Below are 24,362 nucleotides of genomic sequence, written 5' to 3'. Positions count from 1 at the left end.
GCGCTGGTCTCCCACCGCTGCCGGTACCGCCGTCGAACGTTTTAGTGCTTTACAGCCCCAGGTCTGCCTCGAAGGCGCCTTCCTCGAGGCGCGCCTTCAGCGTCTGGAGGAATCGGCCCGCGTCGGCGCCGTCCACCAGGCGGTGGTCGTACGTCAGGGACAGGTACATCATGGAGCGGATGGCGATCGAATCGTCACCATTCTCATCGGCAACAACCACGGCGCGCTTCACGATGGCGCCGGTGCCCAGGATGCCCACCTGCGGCTGGTTGATGATCGGGGTGTCGAACAGGGCCCCGACCGAACCGATGTTGGTGATGCTGAAAGTGCCGCCGGACAGCTCGTCCGGGCCGATCTTTCCGTCACGCGTGCGGCCTGCAACGTCGGCGATCTTGCCGGCAAGTCCGGCCAGGTTCAGGTTGCCGGCATCGTTGATGACCGGGACCAGCAGGCCCTTGTCCGTGTCCACGGCGATCGCCAGGTGCTCGGCGTTGTGGTAGGTGATTTCCTGCTTGTCCTCGTCGTAGGCAGCGTTGAGCTTGGGGTGCTGCTTGAGCGCCTCGGCGACGGCCTTGGCAATGAACGGGAGGAAGGTCAGCTTGACGCCGTTCTGGGCCTGGAATGAGTTCTTGGCGCGGGCACGGAGCTTGGCGACCTTGGTCATGTCCACTTCGTGGACCTGGGTCAGCTGGGTGGAGATCTCGAGGGATTCGCGCATGCGGCGCGCGATGACCTGGCGGATGCGCGGTGCTTTCTGCGTGGTGCCGCGCAGTGAGGAAACAGCGGCGTTGGACGCTGCCGGTGCTGATGCGGCGGGCGCTGCTGCAGGGGCTGCGGCGGGTGCGGCCTTGGCTTCAGCGGCTGCCATGACGTCCTGCTTGCGGATGCGTCCGCCCACGCCGGTGCCCGAGAGCGAAGCGATGTCCACGCCGTGCTGGTTGGCAAGCTTGCGGACCAGGGGAGTGACGTATCCGGATTCGGATCCACCGTTGGCGGCTGCGGCCTGCGCAGTGGCAGGCGCTGCGGCGGGTGCTGCCGCGGGGGCGGGTGCAGCCTGCGGTGCCGGCGCTGCCTTGGGGGCTTCCTGGGCCGGTGCAGCCTGCGGGGCTGGTGCGGGTGCTTCAGCCTTGGGGGCTTCCTGGACCGGTGCTTCGGTGGACGGTGCTTCGGCAGGGGCAGCGGCTGCGCCTGAACCGATAACAGCCAGGACGGAGCCGACCTCTGCCGTTTCGTCTTCGTTCACGCGGATTTCCTGAAGGGTACCGGCCACCGGGGACGGGATTTCGGTATCAACCTTGTCGGTGGAAACTTCCAGGAGCGGCTCGTCGACCTCTACGGAGTCGCCCACGGCCTTCAGCCAGCGGGTGACGGTGCCTTCGGTGACGCTTTCGCCCAGCGCCGGGAGGGTGACTTCGTGCCCTTCGCCGCCGGCTGCGGGTGTCTCCTGGGCTGCTGCCGGTGCTTCCTGGGCGGGTGCTTCCTGTGCAGGAGCCTGCTCGGCCGGGGCGGCTGCGGGAGCCTCTTCTGCCGGTGCTGCTGCGGGTGCTTCTTCGGCGGGCGCGCCGCCACCGGAGCCGTCGCCAATGCGTACCAGGGGAGCGCCGACCTCGGCGGTCTCATCCTCGGCAACCAGGATTTCCTCAATCACGCCAGCTACAGGAGAGGGGATTTCAGTGTCTACTTTGTCGGTGGAGACCTCGAGCAGCGGCTCGTCCACCTCTACCCGGTCACCTACCTGCTTGAGCCAGCGGGTGACGGTTCCTTCGGTGACGCTCTCACCGAGGGCGGGCAAGTTAACGGATTCAGACATGTCGTCCCCGTTCTCCTTATTGATCTTTAGTGCGGATGATTGCTGCCTTGTTGGAAGCCTAGTGCACCCGGCATTCCGTGCCGGGTGCACCGGGCCCTGTGGTGCGTGGGGAAACTAGCCGTGAAGCGGCTTGCCCGCGAGTGCCAGGTGGGCTTCGCCCATGGCCTCGTTCTGGGTGGGGTGTGCGTGCACCAGCTGGGCCACATCCTCGGGGTAGGCTTCCCAGTTCACGATCAGCTGGGCTTCGCCGACCTGCTCGCCCATCCGGGCGCCGATCATGTGGACGCCCACCACGGGGCCGTCCTTCTGGCGGACCAGCTTGACCAGTCCTGAGGTGCCCAGGATGGAGCTCTTGCCGTTGCCGGCCAGGTTGTATTCCTGGGTCTGCACCTGGTCCTCGCCGAACTTCTCCTTGGCAGCCTTTTCGGTGTAGCCAACGGTAGCGATTTCGGGATCCGAGTAGGTGACCTTGGGGATGTTGATGTCCTCAACGATCACCGGCTTCAGGCCGGCGATTTCCTCGGCCACGAAGATGCCCTGCTGGTAGCCGCGGTGGGCCAGCTGGACACCGGGGACGATGTCGCCGACGGCGTAGATGTTGCCGACGCCGGTGTGGAGGCGCTCATTGGTGATGACGAAGCCGCGGTCGATGGTGATGCCCGCTTCCTCGTAGCCGAGGTTGGCGGTGACGGGGCCACGGCCGACGGCGACGAGCAGCAGGTCCGCTTCGAAGGTCTTGCCATCCACCAGGGTGACCTTGACGCCGTCGTTGTTCTGCTCCACGCCCTGGAAGAACACACCAGTGGAGAACTTGATGCCGCGCTTCTTGAAGGCGCGCTCGAAGTTCTTGACGATGGTGGCGTCCTCGTTGGGAACCAACGAGGGCAGGCCCTCCACGATGGTGACGTCCACGCCGAAGGACTTCCAGACGGAAGCGAACTCGACGCCGATGACGCCGCCGCCCAGGATGATGGCGCTCTTGGGGATGGAGTCCATGGTCAGGGCCTGGTCGGAGGTGATGACCTTGCCGCCGATTTTCAGGCCGGGAAGGGTGCGGGAGTAGGACCCGGTGGCCAGGATGATGTTCTTGCCCTTGTACGCGGTGCCGTTCACCACGACGGTGTCGGTGCCCTGCAGCTTGCCCTCACCTTCGATGACGGTGATGCCCTTGGACTTGATGAGGCCCTGGAGGCCCTTGTACTTGCCGGCGATGATGCCGTCCTTGTACGCGTTGACGGCAGTGATGTCGATGCCGTCGAGGGTGACGTTCACGCCGTACTTGGCGGAGTCACGGGCGTGGTCGGCGAGCTCTGCAGAGTGCAGCAGCGCCTTGGTGGGGATGCAGCCGTTGTGGAGGCATGTGCCGCCCAGCTTTGCCTTCTCCACGAGGCCGACGGTAAGGCCAAGCTGTACGGCCCGCAGTGCGGCGGCGTATCCGCCGCTGCCTCCGCCGAGTACCAGGATGTCGAATTCTTGCGCAGTTGCCTGATCGGCCACTTAAACGCTCCCTCGCGTGAACGATGACGCGTTCTCCGCGCATCATCTGGTCTTGGAACTTGCACTGCCGTGATTATGTCAGCGTGCCTGTTCTCTTGCATTTGTGACTACCGTGGTTCACCTTAGCGAACCACTTATCCATGCTCCACCTTGGCGCCGCGTTTGTGGAGCGCTTGTGTCCAGTGTCACGCGGCCCTGCGGCACAGGGAACATCCCGTGCCGCAGGGCACCCGTGGCGGCCGGACTGGCCGGTGGCGTCAGGCCGCGGCGGCGAGGATGTCCTCTACATAGGCCACCAGGGTGCGGACGGTGCAGCCCGTTCCCTGCTTGTGGGTGTAGCCGTACGGGCTGCCGTTGTTGAAGGAAGGCCCGGCGATGTCGATGTGGGCCCAGGGGATCTGTTCCCCGTCCTTGCCCTTACCCACGAACTCGCGCAGGAAAACAGCGGCCGTCATCATGCCGCCGTGGCGTTCACCGATGTTGGCGAGGTCCGCAACCTGTGAGTCGATGCTGGGGCGCAGTTCCTCGGGCAGCGGCATGGGCCATACCAGTTCGCCTGCGCGGTCGGCTGCGGCCTTGAGCGGGCCGGTCACGCTGTCGGAGCCCATGACGCCGGCCGTGCGGTTGCCGAGCGCGATCAACTGCGCGCCCGTCAGGGTGGCGACGTCGATGATGGCATCCGGGTACTCACGGCTCGCGGCCACGATGCCGTCTGCCATGACGAGCCGGCCTTCGGCGTCGGTGTTCAGGACCTCAACGGTCTTTCCGCCGTACATGGTGAGGACGTCCGCGGGACGTGAGGCCGCGCCGGAGGGCATGTTCTCGGCAATGCAGAGCCAGGCGGTCGCCTTGACCGGAAGGCCAAGTCCGGCGAGGGCGAGGACAGTGTTAAGGACGACGGCGGCGCCCGCCATGTCGCTCTTCATGTCGCCCATGCCGAGGGCCGGCTTGATCGAGATGCCGCCGGTGTCGAACGTGATGCCCTTGCCGACAAGGGCGATCTTTGAGGTTGCCTTCGCGGGGGAGTATTCCACCTTGACCAGGCGGGGCTGGCGGGCGGAGCCCTTGCCTACGCCCATGATGCCGCCAAAGCCTTCCTTTTCGAGCCGCTTTTCATCCCAGACGGTGACCTTCACGGGCAGGCCCTTGGCCAGGTCCTTCGCCGCCTCCGCGAACGTTTCGGGGTAGAGGTGGCTGGGCGGCTGGTTGACCAGGGAACGGGTGGCGTTGACGGCCTTGCCGATCAGCCCGGCACGCCTCAGGGCTGCATCCGTCTCCTTGTGGCTGGCGAACTCAGTGAAGATGACGGCGTTCCCGACCGGATCCTTCAGCCCGTCCTTCGAGGAACGGAATTCGGTGAAGGAATAGGCGCCGAGGGCGGCACCCTCGGCAACTGCCTCGACGTCGGCAACTGACGCCGTCGGAAGGGCAAGGACAACCGTTGCGAGGCCGGCAAGCTGGCGGACAGCGGAGCCGGCCGCCCTGCGCAGTGCCTCTCCCGTGAGTGGCTGCGCAGCGGAGACCTTGCCGGTGCCGGCGAGGACCAGGATTCCGGCGCCCGTCTCCGGAAGGCCCGGGAGGCGGACGATCTGGTCTGCGGCGCCGGTGACGCCCAGGGACTTGAGGGACTGCGCCAGGGCTTCTGCACTCTTTGCGGTCAGCGGGTTGTCCAGGAGGACGGGCCCGTCAGTGCCCTTTCCCACGCCGATGACCACTGCGTCACTGGGGCTCTTCTTCAGGTCCCTTGAGAGGGTACTAAGGTTGATTTCAGTATTCTTGACCACAGGGATCAGTCCTCAATTCTCGAGAGATGTTCGGGCAGGGATGCATGTTCGGCGCTCTGCCATGGTTGCCCGGATGCTATCGTTCGGGACGCAGTCCGGGTGTCTGCAAGCCCGTCTGGCAGGCCAGTTCCGATCGTAGCCCGTCCCCGCCCGTGCCGGTGTATTTCCTGAGAGGTGCGCCACACCAGCGGCAGGAATGTGCGGCAGCCCTGGGGCGTTGTAGAAGATGTCCACCCGCACCTATGAAAGGAACATGCCGTGCTTGAACGGATCTCCGGCTCCCTGCTGGACCCTGACGCGCTCTATGCGAGCAACATTGAGCTGTTCCACAGCCCCGAACTCCGCGGGCTGGATTTGGTGATGGGCTTTACCGGGTTTGCCGATGCCGGTCACGTAGTGAAGCAAATCAACGCTGAACTGCTGGATACGCTCGACGCCGTGCCGGTTGCAGTCTTCGATGCCGACCAGCTCATCGATTACCGGTCGCGCAGGCCCCACGTGACGTTCGTCGAGGACCACCTGCAGGATTACCAGGAGCCGACGCTCGCCCTCTACCGGCTTGTCGACGGCCTGGGCAATCCCTTTCTGCTGCTGGCGGGGTTCGAGCCCGATCTGCAGTGGGAACGGTTCGCGCGGGCGGTGGTGGGCATCGTGGAGAAGCTGGACGTCAACCTGGTCACCTGGATCCACTCCATTCCCATGCCGGTGCCCCACACGCGTCCTGTGGGCGTGACGGTGCACGGCAACAGGCCCGAACTGATCGAGGGCATCTCGGTATGGAAGCCAACGGTGGAGGTCCCCGCAGCGGTAGGCCACATCCTGGAACTCCGCCTGGTGGAAGCCGGCCGCAACGTCGCCGGCTACGTGATCCACGTGCCGCACTACCTCGCGGAGGCGGAATACCCCACGGCCGCCGTCGCAGGACTTGAATACCTGGGTGCGGCCACGTCGCTAATGCTGCCCTCGGACAGGCTCCGCGAAGCCGGCCGCGAAGTCAGCCGCCAGATCGCCGAGCAGATTGATGCCTCTGAGGATGTCCAGCAGGTGGTGTCGCGCCTCGAATCCCGGTACGACGAAAAGGCCGAAGGCACGGTCCGCCGCTCGCTCCTTGCGGACGAAAATGACGAGCTTCCAAATGCGGATGTCCTCGGCGCTGCCGTCGAGGCCTACCTCGCCCGCGAAAACCCCGGCCAGTAGCGGAACCCGCTGCTGCCGGGGTGGCCACGGCTGTCCGGGCATAATGAAGGGGTGACTGCACCCCGCGCCTGGCTGATCTGGACCGTTGGTATTTTCGGGTACCTTGTGGCCGTTTCCCAGCGCACGTCCTTTGGTGTGGTGGGCCTGGAGGCCACCGAGCGCTTCCACGCCAGCGCGTCCGCCATCTCGTTCTTTACCGTCCTCCAGCTGCTGGTCTACGCAGGACTCCAGATCCCCGTGGGCCTGCTGGTGGACCGCTTCGGCTCACGCGCCATGATCGCCGGCGGTGCCGTCCTGATGGGCCTTGGCCAGCTCCAGCTGGCGTTCGCCGACAGTATCCCCGGGGGTGTAGCCGGACGGGTCCTGGTGGGCGCCGGGGACGCGATGACTTTTATCTCGGTGATCCGCCTGATTCCGCTCTGGTTTGCGCCCGCCCGGGTGCCGCTCGTGACCCAGTTGACGGGTATGTCCGGCCAACTGGGTCAGCTGTTCAGTGTCATTCCCTTCGCCTTCGTGCTTCACGCGTCGGGCTGGACCCCCGCGTTCCTGATGCTGGCAGGGATGTCCGGACTCGCCGTCGTCCTGGTGCTGCTGCTCCTGCAGGACGTGCCGCCCGGCACCCCGCGGCCGCAGGCACAGCAAGGCCTGAAGGCCACAGGAGCCTCGCTGGCCCGTGCGTGGCGCCAGCCGGGGACCAGGCTGGGACTGTGGAGCCACTTCACCATCCAGTTCAGCGGTACTGTCTTCGCGATGACCTGGGGTTACCCGTTCCTCCTTTCCGGGCAGGGCCTCGACGCCGGAACGGTCGCCGCCCTGATGGCGCTCTACGTGGCAACCGCCATGGCAGTGGGACCGTTCATCGGCCGGTTCGTTTCCCGTCACCCGCTGCGGCGTTCAACCATGGTCCTGCTGATCGCCGCTGCCACCGCCGGAGCCTGGGCAGCCGTGCTGCTGACTCCGGGGCGTTCACCGTTGTGGCTGCTGGCCGGCCTGGTGGTGGTGCTCGCCATCGGGGGGCCCGGCTCGATGATCGGCTTCGACTTCGCCCGGACCTTCAACCCCGCGCACCGCATTGGCACCGCGACGGGCATCGTCAACGTGGGCGGCTTCATCGCCGCACTGGTCGCGATTTTCCTGATCGGCCTGGTGCTGGACGTACTGTACGCAAGCGGGTTCTCCAACGGAGTCCTGTACGGGCTGGACCCGTTCCGGATCGCACTCAGTGTCCAGTTCCTGCTGCTCGGCTTTGGGGCCGCAGCAATGCTGGTCTGCCGCCGGAAGGTACGGCGGCAGATGGCTGCCCAGGGCGTCGTGGTCCCGCCGCTGCGCAGCGCGCTCGCCCGCCAGCGGCGCGAACACCTGGCCCGGCGCAGCCGGGCGGCCGCTTCAGACGACTGACTGGTCCTCCACAGGGCTGGCTGCAAGGCGGCGGTTTCCACATAGCTGCCGCCCTTACTGTCGAGTGACCCCTTGGCCGGCGAATGCTGGAGCCATGACATCTCCAGAACGGCTCACAGTCCGCGGCCCGGAAGACATCCTGGGTTTCATTCCCCACTCGCTGGGATACTGGCCGGCACGGAGCCTCGTGGCCATCACATTGCAGGGCAAAAGGGTTGGGGCCACCTTGCGGCTGGATCTTCCCGGGCCGGACGTCCTTGCCAATCCGGCAAAATTCCTGCGGGCCGTCCGGCGCTATCTCGAGGCGGACAAGGAGGCTGACGGCACATTGCTGGCGATCTTCACCAGCAATGGCGGTGCGACGTCGCCGTCGCGGTACGACGGTTTGCTGGCCGGCCTGGACTCCATGCTGGAAAGGGCTGGGATGCCAGTCCGGGAAGCCTGGTACGTCGGGGATGATTTCTGGCGGGAGGTGTGGTGCCTGGATGTTTTATGCTGCCCGCTGCCTGGGCGTCCCATCCAGCAAATCCGCGACAGCCTGCTCAACACCGAGATGGTGTTCCGGGGAAGCAGCATTGGACCGGCACCGGAACAGCGGCAGCCGGCCGGCCCTGTTCCTGCCCTCCATCGCGCCGCTGTGCTGGAAGCGGAGGCCGTGTGGCGGGCCCAGCTGGATCTTCGGCGGCAGAGCCGGCCGCAGTTTGCCGCGGTGCTGGGGCAGTGGGAGGCGGTGCTGGCCCGCCCGGCCGGGGACCTGCAACGCCCGTCCATACAGCGTGACGCTTTTCTGAGGGCCACGCTCCTGGTGCCCGCCTGGCGCGACGCCGTCCTCGTCATGGCGGCGGCGGGGAAAACAGCGGCGGCAGCCGGGGCTGAAGAGTTCGGGATTTTCAGCCAGGACGCACAGCTCGGGCCGATGGCACCAGGGGCAGAACAGACCGGGCCGGAAGAAATGCCATCCGCAGTGGATGGCACTGATTTGCCGTCCTTCGCACTGCCGGACCAGTGCGGGGAAGGCTTCCTGATGTCCGGCGGCCAGGAGGGTATTCCCGGCTACGGAAACGTCCTGATGGGACAGGAGCCGGCCGTTCCCCAATGGCACAGCCTTGACGCCCTGGACCTTGTCCTGGAGCACCTCGCCATGATGGGTGGGCCACCGGCCGCGGCTGCATTGACGGGGAGGGGCTGGATCGCGTGGTGCCGCGGCCGCGGCTCGTACTCTGCCGCGTACCTGGGGGAGGCGCTCGACATCGAGCCCGGGTACCGGCTCGCAGAGCTGCTGCTTGAATTGGTCCGCCGGGGTACGTTGTGCGGCTGGGCGGCGCGGAAGGAGGCTGCCTGGCAGAAATTCGGACCGGAAGCCGCCTGAAGGCGAAGACGGCAGGAAATGGCGGGTTAGGCCCTATTCCGGGAAATCGTGAGACAATGGAGGCCGAGACCCGGTTGGGTCCGTGTATCGAGTGCTTGTAGTGACCGCTTTGCGGGAACATTATGGCCGCTCCGGCAGTTCTATTTATAGACTCTGCCGGCCGTGGTGGTGCTTGGTTTCCACCACGGACTTGACAGGGTCATAGTGGTGTTGCCCGTATGGTGATTCCACAGACCACCGCTAGAAAGGTTTTCTGTGACCCCGTCTTCCACGAAGAAGGACCCCGCCGCCCAGGACGAACTGTCCGCCGAGGAGAAGCAGGCTGCAACAAACGCCAAGCGGGCCGCCACGCGGGCAGCCAACAAGGCTTCTGCCGGTGAAGCTGGTGCGGACGGCAAGCGTGAGCCCAAGAAGCGCGGGCCCAAACCCGGCGCGAAGGCTGCTGCTGAGGCGGCCGGTAAATCGGCCGGTGACACGGACGCTGATGACGTCGAAGAAGTCGAGGAAGACCTCGATGAGATCATCCTCGAAGGCCCTGATGTTGTTGAGGAGGACGCCGAGGCCGATCCCGTCAAGGGAGCTGCCGGCTCCGGCAAGGGCTTCGTCTACTCCGACGCCGATGACGACGACGCACCTGTCCAGCAGGTCATGTCCGCCGGAGCTACCGCCGACCCTGTTAAGGACTACCTGAAGCAGATCGGTAAGGTCGCACTGCTCAACGCCGAGCAGGAAGTAGACCTTGCGCTCCGGATCGAAGCCGGCTTGTTTGCAGAAGAGAAGATCGCTGCTGACGACGGCTCGATGGATCCGAAGTACAAGCGCGAGCTTGAATTCATCATCCATGACGGCAAGCGCGCCAAGAACCACCTGCTGGAAGCCAACCTCCGCCTCGTTGTCTCACTGGCCAAGCGTTACACCGGGCGCGGCATGCTGTTCCTGGACCTGATCCAGGAGGGCAACCTCGGCCTGATCCGTGCAGTGGAAAAGTTCGACTACACCAAGGGCTTCAAGTTCTCCACGTACGCCACCTGGTGGATCCGCCAGGCGATCACGCGTGCCATGGCCGACCAGGCTCGCACCATCCGTATTCCGGTGCACATGGTTGAAGTCATCAACAAGCTGGCCCGTGTCCAGCGCCAGATGCTGCAGGACCTCGGCCGTGAACCTACGCCCGAAGAGCTGGCGCTCGAACTGGACATGACCCCCGAAAAGGTCGTCGAAGTCCAGAAGTACGGCCGCGAGCCCATCTCGCTCCACACGCCCCTGGGCGAAGACGGCGATTCCGAGTTCGGTGACCTGATCGAGGACTCCGAGGCTGTTGTCCCGGCGGACGCCGTGAGCTTCACGCTCCTGCAGGAGCAGCTTCATTCCGTGTTGGATACGCTCTCGGAGCGCGAGGCCGGAGTGGTGGCCATGCGGTTCGGCCTCACTGACGGACAGCCGAAGACTTTAGACGAAATCGGCAAGGTGTACGGAGTCACGCGCGAGCGTATCCGCCAGATCGAATCCAAGACCATGTCCAAGCTCCGCCATCCCTCGCGGTCGCAGGTGCTGCGGGACTACCTGGACTAGAAGCCGCACTCATCACAACCGGCCCGCCGGCTGCCGTACCCGTAACGGGCGCGGTACCCGGCGGGCTGCTTTGCTTAACTCACCTTAAAAAGATTGGGACCCCACCTTCCGGCGGGGTCCCAACAGCTTCAGCCAAGCTAGTCGATTTCTACGGCGGCCTTCTCGTGAAGCTTCCCCGTCTCATCGTGCCAGTCGGAGCTCAAAGGCTTGAGCGTTGCCTCAACTGCACGGGCGTGGTGGCCGCAGAAAAGAAGCTCACCACCGGAGGACTCCAGTACAACCCGGACATATGCCTGGGCTCCGCAACGATCGCACCTGTCCAGTGCGTTGAGTGTGCGGTCTGCCACTGCTGTTGTCATGTCGGCCTCCTTAGTAGATCAGTACGTCTATATAACCAGCATTCGTAACAAAACCATCGCAAGGATGGGACAAGTTCGCTGTGCGCGTAGCCGCAAGAATGGATCAAGATCGCACCACGGCCCCGCGGGAAGTGCCACGTGGCATGGCGCACACGCCCCGGCAGGTGTGGCAGTCGGTACTGCCGGGCCGGGCCGACTACCCTTGGAAGAGCGATCCCAGCCCGCTGTTCCGTCCCTGAAGGAGTTCATCACCAGTGGCACCAAGTTCTGATTACACTGCCCGGCACCTGTCTGTACTGGAGGGCCTCGAAGCCGTCCGCAAGCGCCCGGGCATGTACATCGGCTCCACTGACTCCCGCGGCCTGATGCACTGCCTTTGGGAAATCATCGACAACTCGGTGGACGAGGCGCTGGCCGGATTCGGCCACGACATCAAGATCATCCTGCACGCGGACAACTCCGTGGAGATCCACGACGACGGCCGCGGCATCCCCATCGACAAGGAACCGAAAACAGGGCTCACCGGCGTCGAGGTGGTCTTTACCAAGCTCCATGCGGGCGGGAAGTTCGGCGGCGGTTCGTACACTGCTTCCGGTGGCCTGCACGGTGTGGGTGCCTCCGTGGTCAACGCACTGTCCTCCCGCCTCGATGTTGAGGTGGACCGGGGCGGAAAAACGTACAAAATGTCCTTCCGCCGGGGCGAGCCCGGGCGCTTCAAGGACGCAGGGTCCAAAATTGATCCGGCCGCGCCGTTCACTGCGTTCGTGGATGACTCGGTGCTGGACGTGGTGGGCAAGGCCAAGCGGGGCGTCACAGGAACCAGGATCCGCTACTGGGCAGACCGGCAGATTTTTACCCCGGACGCAAAGTTTTCCTACGACGAACTCGCCGCGAGGGCCCGGCAGACGTCCTTCCTGGTGCCCGGCCTCAAACTGACGGTCCGCGACGAGCGAAAAGTCCCGGGGACGCCGGGCGAGTCCGGACCCCACGAGGAGGTCTTCCACCACGATGGCGGCATCTCCGAATTCGTTGAGTTCCTTGCCGCCGATCCCGCCGTCACCGATGTGTGGCGGCTGCACGGCTCCGGAAAGTTCAAGGAGACGGTTCCCGTGCTGGACGAACGGGGGCACAGTCAGCTCGCCGAGGTAGAGCGCGACTGTGAGGTCGACGTGGCGCTGCGGTGGGGGATCGGCTACGACAGCACGGTCCGGAGCTTCGTTAACATCATCTCCACGCCCAAGGGCGGAACCCACCAGTCCGGCTTTGAGCAGGCCCTCGTCAAGACCTTCCGCAAAGCAGTGGAAAACAATGCCCGCAAACTCAAGGCCGGCAACGACAAAATCGAAAAGGACGACATCTTCGCCGGCCTCACCGCCGTCCTGACGGTCCGCCTTGCTGAGCCGCAGTTCGAAGGGCAGACCAAGGAGATCCTGGGCACCTCCGCAGTGCGGGCGATCGTGGCCAAGGTCGTGGAGCGCGAGGTCAACGCCAAGCTCACCTCCGCCAACAGGAACGACAAGGCACAGTCCGCCCTGCTCCTGGAAAAAATTGTGAACGAGATGAAATCCCGCATCTCGGCACGCGTGCACAAGGAAACGCAGCGGCGCAAGAACGCGCTGGAAACCTCGTCCATGCCCACCAAGCTCGCTGACTGCCGGACGGACGACGTCGAACGTTCCGAACTTTTCATTGTGGAAGGCGACTCGGCGCTGGGAACCGCCAAGCTGGCGCGGTCCTCGGACTTCCAGGCCCTGCTGCCCATCCGCGGCAAGATCCTTAACGTCCAGAAAGCCTCGGTGGGGGACATGCTCTCCAACGCCGAATGCGCGGCCCTCATTCAGGTGGTGGGGGCAGGGTCCGGACGCAGCTTCGACATCGCCGCCGCCCGCTACGGCAAGGTCATCCTGATGACGGACGCCGACGTGGACGGCGCGCACATCCGCACGCTGCTCCTTACCCTTTTCTTCCGCTACATGCGCCCAATGATCGACGAGGGCCGGGTCTTTGCCGCCGTCCCGCCGCTGCACCGGGTAGAAGTGATCAACGCCGGCCAGAAGGCCAACGAAATGATCTACACCTACTCCGAAGCCGAGCTGCACGTGCTGCTCGCGAGGCTGGCGAAGGAAGGCAAGCGCTACAAGGAACCCATCCAGCGCTATAAGGGCCTGGGCGAGATGGACGCTGAACAGCTGGCCGAGACCACCATGGACCCGAGGCACCGTACCCTCCGCAAGGTGGGTATCGAGAACGCCAAGCAGGCGGAGGAGATCTTTGACCTGCTGATGGGCTCGGATGTTTCGCCGCGCAAGGATTTCATCATCGCCGGCGCCGCAAGCCTGGACCGGGAGCGCATCGACGCCTGACGGCACGTGGGGCCGCAGCCGCAGGCCCGTGCAGGAGGCTGTTTCACGCAGTACGACGGCGGGCGTCAGCCCAGCAGGCCTGGCACCACCAGCAGGGCCGTCGGCAGGGCCAACAGGAGGACACAGCCGGCCAGCACCAGGCTGCGGATGGTGGAGGGCAGCTCCGGCTGCGGGGAGAGCAGCCGGCTGACCCGTGACGCGGTGGTGCGGGCCGAGTCCGAGCCGGATGTTCCGCCCGCGGAATCCAACCCGGCCAGGGCCAGGCCCGGTGCGCCGGAACGAATTTCCACGCCACCGGCAGCCGCTGCCGAACCGCTGGCCACGATGGCGATGGCCTTGATAAGCGTGGCCTTGCTTTCGGTCTTGAGCGCGACGTCGTCGGCCAGCATTTCGATCAGGGAGTTGACTGACTCCTGGGCGAGGCGGGTGGTAGGCAGCCAGGGCAGTGCCTGGCGCCAGGCGGCGAAAGCCCACAGCAGCAGGTGGTGCCGCTGGCTCAGGTGCGCGTTTTCGTGGATCAGCACCGCGCGGAGTTCAGCCGGCTCAAGGGCTGCCATCAGGCCATCGGACAGCACGGTCACGGAGCGCGCGCCGCCGGGGAGGCAGTAAGCCACAGGCGAATCGTGGTTGATGACCAGCGTCCCGGTTCCTTCGGCGGAGGGAGAAGCAAGGAGCGCGAGAAGCTCGCGGTGCCGCCGCCGCTGGCGTTCGATCTTGTAATACGTCAGCAACAGGGTGAACACGAGGTGGGCCGTCAGAAGGGCCGCGGCGGACAGCGCGAAGATATGCCAAAAGCCCAGGGCGGTGGTGGGGGCGTTGAAAAGCACCATCCCCGCCAGCGCCCGAAGTCCGGCGATGAGGTTATCGCCGATGGGTTCCAGACCGTACACCAGCATGGCGCCGATCATGGACAGCCCGCCGGCCAGTGCTATGGCCTGCCACAGCAGCATGGCCGTAAAGGGGGAGCGCGCGGGCCAGTTCGCCCTCGATAGGAGGATAGGTACCGGCCACGCCAGGACTATCGCAAGGACCGCCAGCAGGTACGAGGCCCAGAACATGGTCCGTTAGAGGTGGCCCAGCAGTTTGCGCAGAGTCTCGGCTTCACCTTCGGAAACGGATCCGATGAAACGTGCCAGCACGGCCTCGCGGTCCGGAGCCGACCCCAGTACCTCGTGCATCAGCTCGGCGGTGTGGTCCTCACGGCTTGACACTGCCTGGTAGCGGTGCGGACGGGTGCCCCGCTCGCGTTCCACCAGGCCTTTTTTCTCCAGCCGGGACAACACGGTGAGCACCGTGGTGACGGCGAGTTCCTTGCCCTCGTGCCCGGCCGCACCATCCTGGCCGACCGATGTCTGCGCGAGCCGGTCCCGCAACGTGTTCGCGGTGGCTGCTTCATGGCCCGCCCAGAGCAGGTCCATCACTGCCCGTTCCAGTTCACCAAGACTAGCCATTGCACTTTTCCTTTGTTTCCCCGCACCGCAACCGGAGGGCTGCGGTGACTTCATGCGTGTGTTCCAACTTTCCAACTACAGGATCCAATTTACCCCGATTCCCCGCCACTTTCTACATGGGGTAGAACAGGAGGTCCCTACCTGCGATGAAGAGTCCGGCGGAGGGTGGCGCAGCGCGTTTTACTCTGCAGCCGGCACTGTTCTACACTTTGTAGAAGTTAGAGTTTCTACAGAACGTAGAAAACCTGCATTGGCTGACAGTAGGGACCGCCTTGGACGCTTTGGACGCTCTGGAAATTGCACGCTGGCAATTCGGCATCACCACCGTTTACCACTTCATGATGGTCCCGCTGACCATCGGCCTGGGGCTGGTCGTGGCTGTGATCCAGACTGCCTGGCACCGCACCGGAAAACCTGAATACCTCCGGATGACCAAGTTCTGGGGAAAGCTCTTCCTCATCAACTTCATCATGGGCGTGGCCACCGGCATCGTCCAGGAATTCCAGTTCGGAATGGCCTGGAGCGAATACAGCCGCTTTGTGGGCGACGTCTTCGGTGCGCCCCTGGCACTCGAGGCGCTCCTGGCGTTCTTTGTCGAATCCACCTTCCTGGGCCTGTGGATCTTCGGCTGGAAGCAGCTGAAGCCGGCCGTCCACCTTGCGTGCCTCTGGATCGCGGTGGTGGGCTCGGTGTTCTCCGCGTACTTCATCATCGTGGCAAACAGCTGGATGCAGCACCCCGTAGGGGTGGAGATGATCGACGGCCGGCCTGTGATGACGGACGCCTGGGCAGTCTTCACCAATAACACCGCGCTCGTTGCAGTTCCCCACACGCTGTTCGGCGCCCTCGCTGTGGCCGGCGGCTTCCTGCTGGGCATCGCCTGGTACCACCTGTGGCGGAGGCGGCGCGACGGCGTCGACACCGTGGGTCCTGACGGCAAGGTGGTCCCCGGTGAGGCAGGGGACATCCCCGGCCGTGACAGGAATGACCACAAAGTCTGGATCCGGTCCCTTCGTATCGGCGCAGTGGTGGCCATGATCTCCTTCGCCGGGACCGCCCTCACCGGAGACCTCCAGGGCAAGCTGATGTTCGAGCAGCAGCCCATGAAAATGGCGGCGGCAGAAGCCGCCTGCCACGACGGCACCGGCTTCTCCGTCCTGAGCATCGGCAACCTCGGTTCCCAGAACTGCGATGACATCGTGGCCCTGATCGAGGTCCCCGGCATCCTTTCCTACCTGGCCAAGGGCGACTTCACCACCGAAGTCCAGGGCGTCAACAGCCTCCTGCCCCAGTACAAGGAGGCCTACGGAACGCACCTGCCGGACAACCCCATCTACGGCGAACGTGCCGGCCAGGAAATCGACTACCTTCCGGTCATGGAGGTCACCTACTGGGGCTTCCGCATGATGATCGGGTTCGGCGGGCTCGCCGCCCTCGCGGCCCTGGTGGCCCTTTGGCTCACCCGCAACGGAACAGTCCCGGAATCCCGGTGGCTGATGCGCCTCGCCGTCTTCGGAATCCTCGCCCCCTTCGGAGCCAACGCAGCGGGCTGGATCTTCACCGAGATGGGCCGCCAGCCGTTTGTGGTGGCGCCCAACCCCGATCCCAACGGCATCGACCAGGTCTTTATGTTCACCGCGGCCGCTGTCTCACCCGGTGTCACCGCCGGGGAACTGCTGGCGTCACTCATCACGCTCACGGCCATCTACGCGTTGCTGCTGGTGGTGGAAGTGAAACTGCTGGTCAAGTACATCCGGGGCGGCGTGGTGTCGGCCATGCCGGAGCTGGTCCACGCACCCTTCGACGAAAACGAGGACGCCACCCCCGGCCCGGGCGGGCAGGGCGGCGGCAAATCCGCCGATGACGTCCTGGCCTTCGCCTACTAGTCCCCGCCAATAGACCGCGCCAAGAAGAGCAGAGGAAACGAAAAATGGAACTGCTGCCAACCATCTGGTTCATCGCCATCGCGGTGCTGTGGACCGGCTACCTCTTCCTTGAGGGCTTTGACCTGGGCGTGGGGATGCTGATGAAACTGTTCGCCCGGGACAACACCGAACGCCGCGTGCTGCTCAACACTGTCGGCCCGGTCTGGGACGGCAACGAGGTCTGGCTCCTGACCGCCGGCGGTGCAACCTTTGCCGCGTTCCCGCTCTGGTACGCCTCCCTGTTCTCCGCCCTGTACCTCCCGCTGCTGGTGGTACTGGTTGCCCTGATCTTCCGGGCCGTGGCCTTCGAGTACCGCGGCAAGGTGGACACGGATCAGTGGCGGGCCAGGTGGGACTGGGCCATCGCGCTGGGATCCTTCTTCGCGGCCTTCGGCGTGGGTGCAGCCCTGGCCCTGACCACCACCGGCCTTCCCCTGAACGCCAACGGGGACCGCGAAGGCGGGCCGCTCGCCTGGTTCAACGGCTACGCGGTTTTGGGCGGACTCGCCGTCGTCGGGTTCTCGCTGGTACACGCCCTCGCCTTCCTGGCACTGAAGACCGACGGCGACGTGCGGCACCGTGCGCGGAAGTGGTTTGTCCGGCTGCTTCCCGCCCTGCTCCTGCCCATTGCGGGCTGGGCATTGAGCATCCAGTTCCTCGACGGCAAGGCCTGGACCTGGGCGCTGGTGGTGCTGGCGGTTGTTGCGGCGGCTGCAGCCTGGGCGATGGCCCGCAAGGGGGCGGAAGGCAAGGCCTTCGTGGCTCTGGGAGCCTTCCTGGCGCTGGGTTCGGCGTCCATCTTTGGCGCTGTGTTCCCTGTGGTGCTGCCATCCACGCTGAACGGGGCTTTTGACCTGACCATTTCCAACGCTTCCTCCTCCGACTACACTCTGGGCCTTATGAGTGTTGTGGCAGCGTTTGGCCTGCCCCTGGTCATCGCGTACCAGGCCTGGACCTACTGGGTGTTCCGGAGGCGGGTCAGTGCCGCGCACATTCCGGAAGCCCATAGCTTCCTGCCGGCCATCGCCGCCAAGGCCTTCACCACCAAGGGCTGACATGCGTCCAACTTTCCCGGCCGGCCCCGCCACCCGTTCAGCCATCTACTGGCTGGGACTCCTCGCCGCCCTCAAGGCGTTGTCGCTGGTCCTCATCGGGCAGGCTGTCGCCTCGGCCCTCGCCGGCCTCGCGGCGGGAAACCCGGCCTGGGCGGACCAGATGGCAGTTGGCATGGCGGGGGTGGTGCTGAGGTCCCTCACCGTGTGGGGGCAGGCAGTGGCATCCCGCCGCGCCGCCCTGGGCATCAAGGAGGAGCTGCGTTCCGGTTTGCTGGAAAGGGCGCTGCGCAATGGTGTCCGCGGAACAGGACCGGCCGACGGCGGACTGGCAGTGCTTGCCACCCGCGGACTGGACGCGCTGGACAGCTACTACACCCAGTTCCTTCCCGCACTCGTGAACTGCGCGGCCATCCCGCTCCTGGTGGGGGCCCGCATCCTCTTCGCCGACTGGGTGAGTGCAGTAGTCATCGTCCTGACCGTTCCGCTGGTGCCGCTGTTTATGGTGCTGATTGGCCGCTACACGGAGGACAACGTCCGCGAGGCACAGGCGTCCCTTGCCAGGCTCTCCACCCACATGCTCGAACTCGCCAAGGGACTGCCGGTCCTGGTGGGCCTGGGCCGCGCCACCGCCCAGCGCAGGGCACTCGAGGAAATCTCCGAGGAATACCGGGGGCGCACCATGGGAACACTCCGGACCGCATTCCTCTCCGCGCTTGCCCTGGAGCTCATCGCCACCATCTCCGTGGCCGTGGTGGCTGTTTTCATTGGCGTTCGACTCGTCCACGGCGATATGCCGCTGGAGGCCGGCCTGCTGGCCCTGATCCTCGCACCGGACTGCTACCTGCCGCTGCGAGAACTGGGCACGGCCCACCATGCCAGCGACGATGGCCGGGTGGCGCTCGCCGAAACAACTGCAGTGGCTCATGCGCCGGAGCCGCAGCCGATTCGGACAGCCCCGGCCGGCAGGCCTGGCGCGCCCATTACCGTCAGCGGTCTTACCGTGAAGTATGAAGGACGGTCCCTGCCCGCCGTCGGACCGCTTAGTTTCAGCGCACCGCAGAGCAGGATCACCGCGCTCGATGGACCCAGCGGCGCCGGCAAAAGCACGGTGCTGGGCATACTGGCCGGAACCGTCGGCCACGGAGCTGGCACCACGGTCAGCGGCACCATCACGGGCCTGGACCGCACCAGGATTGCCTGGGTACCGCAGCATCCGGTCATGGTGGCGGAGACGGTACTCGACGAGATTGTGCTCTACCTGTCGGGCGGTTCCGGCATCCAGACAGTTGAACAGAGGCGCCAGGGAGCTGAAGCCGCAGCCCGCGCGTGCCTGGTCCGGGCTGCAGCCGGACACCTTGCTGCGAAACATCCTGCGGAACTGAGCCCGGGGGAGCTCCGCCGCGTGGCCCTGGCGCGCGGCCTGGCGCGGATCGAGGCCGGCGCCACCGTCCTGCTGCTGGATGAGCCCACGGCGCACCTGGATGACGTATCTGCGGCATTGGTGGAAGACACCATCAGGAAGCTCCGGGGACAGGTGACTGTCATCCTGGTGGCGCACGAGGACCGCACCCGTGCCCTCGCGGAACACCTGGTGCCGGTGGGAGGGCACGGTGCCGCGGTCGCGGCCGCCGGACACCCCGCGGATGTTGAGGAATCCCTCCCGCATAGTGTGAGCGGGAACGCGCCGGCACCTCCTGTGCCCGATTTACCTGCGGGGGATCAGCCGGGCTCTGCAGAAGCTCCGGCTGCAAGCGGCAGAGAGCACGGCGCAGACAAACACGGTGCCGCCCGGTTGCTGGCTGCACTCCTGGCGCCCGTGCAGGGCAAGTTCGCCGCCGCGGCCCTGGTGGGCACCCTGGCATCGGTGTTCGCCGTCGCCCTGTCCGGCCTGTCCGGCTGGCTCATTATCCGCGCCAGCGAGCAGCCACCCATCCTGTACCTGCTGACCGCGATCGTTGGGGTACGGTTCTTCGGAATCGGCCGCGCTGTGCTCCGGTACTGTGAGCGGCTCCTCCTGCACGATGCCGTGTTTGCTGCCCTCACGCAGTTGCGGGGCCGGCTGTGGGAGTCCCTGAGCCGGCGGGCGCTGCCGCTCCGCCGTCTGTTGCAGGGCGGCAACGTCCTCGGAACGGTGATTGACGACGTCGATACCGTCCGCGACCTCCTGCCGCGCGTTGTCCTGCCGCCGGTCACGGCGCTCGCGGTTTCAGGCCTGGCCCTGGTCACCACGTTCTTGCTGGTTCCTGCAGCGCTTCCTGCGGTGATCGCCGCCAGCGTGGCGGGCCTCCTGCTCGCTCCGGCAGCCGCACTCTGGGGCGACCGCAAGTCCGCCACCGCCGAGCAGCTTCTCCGCTCCGGGGTCCTGCGCCGAGTTTCGGCAGCCCTTGACGCCCGTGCCGAACTCCACGCCAACGGCGCAGCTCCCCGCGTCCTCAACGAACTGCAGGCCCAGGACCACGAGGCCACCAAGGCTTCCCAGCGTTCGGCCTGGGCAGACGGGCTGGGACAGGCCATCACCACCGCAGCGTGCGGTGCCGCCGCCCTGGGTGCTGCCCTGCTGGCGGGCCCGGCGGTCCTCGCCGGCCAGCTCGCGCCGGCGACGGCCGCCGTTGTGGTCCTGCTGCTCCTGGCTTTGGTGGAGCCGTTCGCAGCAATGACGACGGCGGTGCGCCAGTTCCCTGCGCTGCGGACAGTGATGCAGCGCGTGGCTGCGTCCGGGGCACTGGAGACGGAAACCCGGAACCCTGGCGTGCGGGATGATCCCCAGGAAGCCAATGGCGACGGCCTGCAGACTGTTCCTGCCCGCCCGGGCGGCCGTCCCGGCGTCGAACTGGCAGGCCTCTCAGCCGCCTGGCCCGGCGGTGCTCTCGTGTTCTCCGGCCTGGACGCCGTGGCGGAACCGGGGAGGTGGCTGGCCGTCACCGGCCCATCGGGGTCGGGGAAGTCCACGCTGCTGTCGGTGCTGCTCGGCTTCCTGCCGGTTGCCGCCGGACGGGTGGGCGTGACCGGGCGGGCTGCCTGGTGCCCCCAGGAGGCCCACCTGTTTGATTCCACCATCCGGGGGAATCTGCTGCTGGGCCGGCCCGGCTCAGGTAACGGAACCGCCGGAAGCGGGAAAGAAACCGACAGCGACATGACAGCTGCGCTGGCGTCGGTGGGCCTGGCCGGCCTGCTGGGGCGGCTGCCGGCGGGCCTGGACACACGAATCGGTCCGGGCGGGGCGTTCCTCAGCGGTGGGGAACGGCAGCGCCTGGCCGTGGCCCGTACGCTGATGACCGGAGCGGAGGTAATCCTGCTGGATGAGCCAACGGCCCACCTGGACGCCGAGTCGGCCCGGGCCATGCTGGCGGACCTGCGGCAGGGACTGCGTCACCGGACCGTCGTCCTGGTGACGCACAACCCGGCCGACATCCGGGCCGAGGATGAACGCCTGGTGCTTGCACCCGGTCCCGGAAAGACAAGCGAAGGGCACACCCCTCCTGAGCGCCAGGGTGACCACCTTGTGGCGTCGTTGGCGGGGGATCAGCCGTCCACGTCGTGAAGGTGATGGACCACGTCGTGCAGGAAGTACTGGGAAAGCGTCAGGACGGTGAATTCCGAGCCGTTGCTGCGCAGCCCCTTGCGTCCCCACTCCGATTCACGGACGGCCGCGAATGATTCCGCCGCCTGCTGTCCTTCAGCCGTAAGCTCGGCACTGACTACCGCGGGGTCGGCGCTGGCGTAGTCCTGGTCGATGGCCGTCTGGTCCTGGTCCCAGTTGTCGAACCGTGCGTCGTCCGAATCGAGCATGAGGTTCAGCCGCTGGTCGAAAAGGCTGAACACGTCGCGGACGTGGCAGGCGTACTCCAAAGCGGACCAGGTGTGGTCGTCGGGTCGCTCAGCCACGCCAGGCCGCCGCAGCACGGCGCGCCAGCGGGGGAGCAGGCTCCCGATACTGCCGGGGACGGTGGACGGCGTGGCGGTGGAGGCATCGAACGAGCATTCCGGGCAAGGACGGGTGAGGACCCAGGTCCAGTCCTTTTCATCAGGCACGATAGGCATGAGAGCAGTCTAAGCGGGATCGGGCCAGGCCATGGCGGGGCCTACCACCTCGACCGGCTGGGACAGCGGGATCCCCGAACCGTCACGCCGGCCGTGCTCCTGAGGCAGGGACCGGGCCACGCCGGCCGCCGAGGAAGCCTTCGCGGGGCCGTGGCCGGCCCATGCCAGCAGCAGCGTATCCTCGCCCTTCAGGAAGCGGTGTGCCCGCACTCCGGCCGTCGCACGTCCCTTCGCGGGGTACTCGGAGAACGCCGTCACTTTGGCGGTACCCGGTGCCGTGCCGGGCAGCGCCCCCGTGGTGCCGGCGATGGTCACCACCACGGCGGTCTCGTCCTTGGGCTGGACGGCGCCGAAGAAGAGAACGCGGTCATCCGCAGCGAGCTTGATTCCCGCCATTCCGCCGGCCGTGCGCCCCTGCGGCCGCACCACGCCGGCGCCGAACTTGAGGAGCTGGGCCTGGCTCGTGAGGAAGACGAGTTCGGCATCCTCCGCTCCCGCCGGCGCGACACCCACCACATGGTCCTTGTCCTTCAGCGCAATGACTTCCCAGTCCTCGCGGTTCAGCGGGTAATCCGGCTGCACCCGCTTTACCACTCCTTGGGCCGTGCCGATGGCCAGCACTTCGTCGAGCGGGGCGAACGCCACCAGGGTTTCCCCCTTCAGCAGGGTGATGAAGTCCTTGGCCGGAACGCCGCCGGCGAGGTTCGGCAGCCCGGATACCGGCGGCAGGACGGGCATGTCCATCACCTGCAGGCGGAGCATGCGCCCCTGCGAGGTGACGGCGGCGATCTCGCCCCTGGCGGACGTCTTGACGACGGAGGTGTACACGTCGTGCTTGGTCCTGGGCCCCGCCTCTGCCAGAGGTTCCCGGTTGCTGGTGCGGGCTATCTGGCCCGAGGCGCTCAGGATGGCCCAGCAGGGGTCGTCGGCGATTTCCAGCGCCAGCGGGACTGCCTTGCCCTTCTTCCCGTTGGTCAGGGCCAGGTCGGCCGCGACAGTGGGGGACACGGCCTCGGATTCGAGCAGCACGGTCCGCCGCGGGGTGCCGTGCTCTTCGGCGATGGCGCCAAGTTCGTCCGACACCAGGGTCCGGAGGCGTTCCTCGGAGCCGAGGATGGCCTCGAGTTCAGCGATCTCACGTCGCAGCTCGTCCTGTTCCTTCTCCAGCTCAATCCGCGAGTACTTGGTCAGCTGCCGGAGCCGCAGCTCCAGGATGTAGTTCGCCTGGATTTCCGTGAGGTCGTAGATGGACATCAGCCGGGCCCGGGCGGCGGCCGCCTCATCCGAGGACCGGATGATCTGGATGACCTCGTCGATGTCCACAATGGCGATGAGGAGGCCTTCCACCAGGTGCAGGCGGTCCTTCTTCTTCCCCAGCCGGAAGACGGTCCGGCGGCGCACCACGTCGATCCGGTGGTTCACGTACACGGTCAGCAGCTGCACCAGGCCGAGCGTCTGCGGCTGGCCGTCGACCAGGGTGACGTTGTTGATGCCGAAGGAGTCCTCCATCGGCGAATAGCGGTAGAGCTGCTGGAGCACCGCGTTGGGGTTGAAGCCGTTCTTGAGTTCGATCACCAGGCGCAGGCCGTGCTTGCGGTCCGTCAGGTCAACGATGTCGCTGATGCCGGTCAGCTTTTTGGAGTTGACGGCGTCTTTGATCTTCTCGATGACCTTTTCGGGGCCCACCATGTAGGGGAGCTCGGTGACCACCAGGCCGGTCCGGCGCGCGGAAAGCTGTTCCACCTCCACCTTGGCCCGCGTCTTGAAGGACCCGCGGCCGGTGGCGTAGGCATCACGGATACCGTCCAGTCCCACAATCCGCCCGCCGCTGGGCAGGTCCGGCCCGGGAACGAAGCGCATGATGTCGTCCAGCGTGGCGTCCGGGTTGGCGATCAGGTGGCGCGCAGCGGAGATGACCTCCACAAGGTTGTGCGGGGCCATGTTGGTGGCCATGCCGACGGCGATGCCCGTGGCGCCGTTGACCAGCAGGTTGGGGAACGCGGCAGGCAGGACGTCCGGCTGGGTGAGCTGGTTGTCATAGTTGGGGACAAAGTCCACCACGTCCTCATCGAGGTGGTTGGTGAGGGTGAGGGCAGCAGCCGCAAGCCGGGCCTCGGTGTACCGTGGGGCGGCAGGGCCGTCGTCGAGCGATCCGAAGTTGCCGTGCCCGTCAATGAGCGGCAACCGCAGCGAGAAGTCCTGGGCCATGCGCACCATGGCGTCATAGATGGCCGTATCGCCGTGCGGGTGCAGCTTGCCCATGACCTCGCCCACCACGCGGGCGCTCTTGACGTGTCCCCGGTCCGGGCGCAGGCCCATGTCGCTCATCATGTAGAGGATGCGGCGCTGCACCGGCTTGAGGCCGTCCCGGGCATCCGGAAGCGCCCGCGAATAGATCACCGAGTAGGCATACTCCAGGAAGGAGCCTTCCATTTCGGAGGTGACATCGATATCCACGATGTTCTCCGTGTAGGGGGAGCTGTCATCCACAGCGGGGGCGGAACTTTGGCGGCGGGCCATGAGGGGTGGTAAATCCTTCTT

General features: G+C 66.0%; 16 protein-coding genes. 8 read left to right on the top strand and 8 right to left on the bottom strand.

What is annotated here, in order from left to right; translation table 11 throughout:
• Positions 1 to 49 precede the first annotated feature (49 nt).
• The 3 genes from sucB to AC5RUQ_RS18380 form a co-directional block, all read right to left on the bottom strand.
• On the bottom strand, positions 50 to 1,810 hold the full coding sequence (sucB, locus tag AC5RUQ_RS18390; RefSeq protein ID WP_493948751.1) for a 2-oxoglutarate dehydrogenase, E2 component, dihydrolipoamide succinyltransferase: 1,761 nt from the start codon (positions 1,808 to 1,810) through the stop codon (positions 50 to 52).
• 114 nt (positions 1,811 to 1,924) lie between these two features.
• Positions 1,925 to 3,307 carry a dihydrolipoyl dehydrogenase gene (gene lpdA, locus AC5RUQ_RS18385; RefSeq protein WP_493948750.1) on the bottom strand — a complete coding sequence of 461 codons (1,383 nt, stop codon included), beginning with the start codon at positions 3,305 to 3,307 and terminating at the stop codon, positions 1,925 to 1,927.
• A gap of 257 nt (positions 3,308 to 3,564) precedes the next feature.
• The gene (locus AC5RUQ_RS18380) at positions 3,565 to 5,091 is read right to left on the bottom strand and encodes a leucyl aminopeptidase (protein ID WP_493948749.1); all 1,527 of its coding nucleotides are present in this window, start codon (positions 5,089 to 5,091) and stop codon (positions 3,565 to 3,567) included.
• Between the two features lie 258 nt (positions 5,092 to 5,349).
• On the opposite strand from AC5RUQ_RS18380, the gene AC5RUQ_RS18375 reads away from it, so the two are divergent.
• The 4 genes from AC5RUQ_RS18375 (at position 5,350) to AC5RUQ_RS18360 (ending at position 10,627) form a co-directional block, all read left to right on the top strand.
• The gene (locus tag AC5RUQ_RS18375) at positions 5,350 to 6,288 is read left to right on the top strand and encodes a proteasome assembly chaperone family protein (protein ID WP_493948748.1); all 939 of its coding nucleotides are present in this window, start codon (positions 5,350 to 5,352) and stop codon (positions 6,286 to 6,288) included.
• Between the two features lie 51 nt (positions 6,289 to 6,339).
• Entirely contained in the window at positions 6,340 to 7,686 is a 1,347-nt protein-coding gene (locus AC5RUQ_RS18370) for an MFS transporter (RefSeq protein ID WP_493948747.1), read from the top strand.
• A 94-nt stretch (positions 7,687 to 7,780) separates the two neighbouring features.
• Positions 7,781 to 9,055 (top strand): DUF4192 domain-containing protein, encoded by a 1,275-nt coding sequence (locus tag AC5RUQ_RS18365; protein ID WP_493948746.1) that lies wholly within the window; start codon positions 7,781 to 7,783, stop codon positions 9,053 to 9,055.
• Between the two features lie 255 nt (positions 9,056 to 9,310).
• A complete protein-coding gene (locus AC5RUQ_RS18360) occupies positions 9,311 to 10,627 on the top strand; it encodes an RNA polymerase sigma factor (protein ID WP_163163118.1) in 1,317 nt (438 codons plus the stop codon).
• Positions 10,628 to 10,764: 137 nt separating this feature from the next.
• Here AC5RUQ_RS18360 and AC5RUQ_RS18355 read toward each other — a convergent pair whose 3' ends face one another.
• Positions 10,765 to 10,986, bottom strand: coding sequence for a DUF7455 domain-containing protein (locus AC5RUQ_RS18355; protein WP_013600696.1), 222 nt, complete (start codon positions 10,984 to 10,986; stop codon positions 10,765 to 10,767).
• Between the two features lie 254 nt (positions 10,987 to 11,240).
• Between AC5RUQ_RS18355 and AC5RUQ_RS18350 the strand changes: the two genes are divergently transcribed.
• Entirely contained in the window at positions 11,241 to 13,349 is a 2,109-nt protein-coding gene (locus AC5RUQ_RS18350; RefSeq protein ID WP_493948745.1) for a DNA gyrase/topoisomerase IV subunit B, read from the top strand.
• Between the two features lie 65 nt (positions 13,350 to 13,414).
• Here the strand turns inward: AC5RUQ_RS18350 and AC5RUQ_RS18345 are convergent, their stop codons facing one another.
• Both AC5RUQ_RS18345 and AC5RUQ_RS18340 read right to left on the bottom strand, forming a co-directional pair.
• Positions 13,415 to 14,407 carry a M56 family metallopeptidase gene (locus AC5RUQ_RS18345; RefSeq protein ID WP_493948744.1) on the bottom strand — a complete coding sequence of 331 codons (993 nt, stop codon included), beginning with the start codon at positions 14,405 to 14,407 and terminating at the stop codon, positions 13,415 to 13,417.
• 6 nt (positions 14,408 to 14,413) lie between these two features.
• On the bottom strand, positions 14,414 to 14,800 hold the full coding sequence (locus tag AC5RUQ_RS18340) for a BlaI/MecI/CopY family transcriptional regulator (RefSeq protein ID WP_163163124.1): 387 nt from the start codon (positions 14,798 to 14,800) through the stop codon (positions 14,414 to 14,416).
• A 281-nt stretch (positions 14,801 to 15,081) separates the two neighbouring features.
• On the opposite strand from AC5RUQ_RS18340, the gene AC5RUQ_RS18335 reads away from it, so the two are divergent.
• From AC5RUQ_RS18335 to cydD, 3 genes are read left to right on the top strand one after another with little or no spacing between them, the layout of a single operon-like run.
• On the top strand, positions 15,082 to 16,686 hold the full coding sequence (locus AC5RUQ_RS18335; protein WP_493948830.1) for a cytochrome ubiquinol oxidase subunit I: 1,605 nt from the start codon (positions 15,082 to 15,084) through the stop codon (positions 16,684 to 16,686).
• 44 nt (positions 16,687 to 16,730) lie between these two features.
• The gene (gene cydB / locus AC5RUQ_RS18330; protein ID WP_493948743.1) at positions 16,731 to 17,780 is read left to right on the top strand and encodes a cytochrome d ubiquinol oxidase subunit II; all 1,050 of its coding nucleotides are present in this window, start codon (positions 16,731 to 16,733) and stop codon (positions 17,778 to 17,780) included.
• Position 17,781: 1 nt separating this feature from the next.
• Positions 17,782 to 21,321, top strand: coding sequence for a thiol reductant ABC exporter subunit CydD (gene cydD, locus AC5RUQ_RS18325; RefSeq protein ID WP_493948742.1), 3,540 nt, complete (start codon positions 17,782 to 17,784; stop codon positions 21,319 to 21,321).
• On the opposite strand, the gene AC5RUQ_RS18320 is transcribed toward cydD, so the two are convergent.
• Positions 21,303 to 21,821: a DinB family protein gene (locus AC5RUQ_RS18320; protein WP_493948741.1), complete on the bottom strand. Its 519-nt coding sequence runs from the start codon at positions 21,819 to 21,821 to the stop codon at positions 21,303 to 21,305. The genes cydD and AC5RUQ_RS18320 overlap by 19 nt on opposite strands.
• Positions 21,822 to 21,830: 9 nt before the next feature.
• Positions 21,831 to 24,341, bottom strand: a complete 2,511-nt coding sequence (locus AC5RUQ_RS18315; protein WP_493948740.1) for a DNA gyrase/topoisomerase IV subunit A — start codon at positions 24,339 to 24,341, stop codon at positions 21,831 to 21,833.
• Positions 24,342 to 24,362 lie beyond the last annotated feature (21 nt).

Source organism: Arthrobacter sp. MDT2-3 (assembly GCF_059090465.1).
This window is presented reverse-complemented; position numbering and strand designations above follow the sequence as displayed.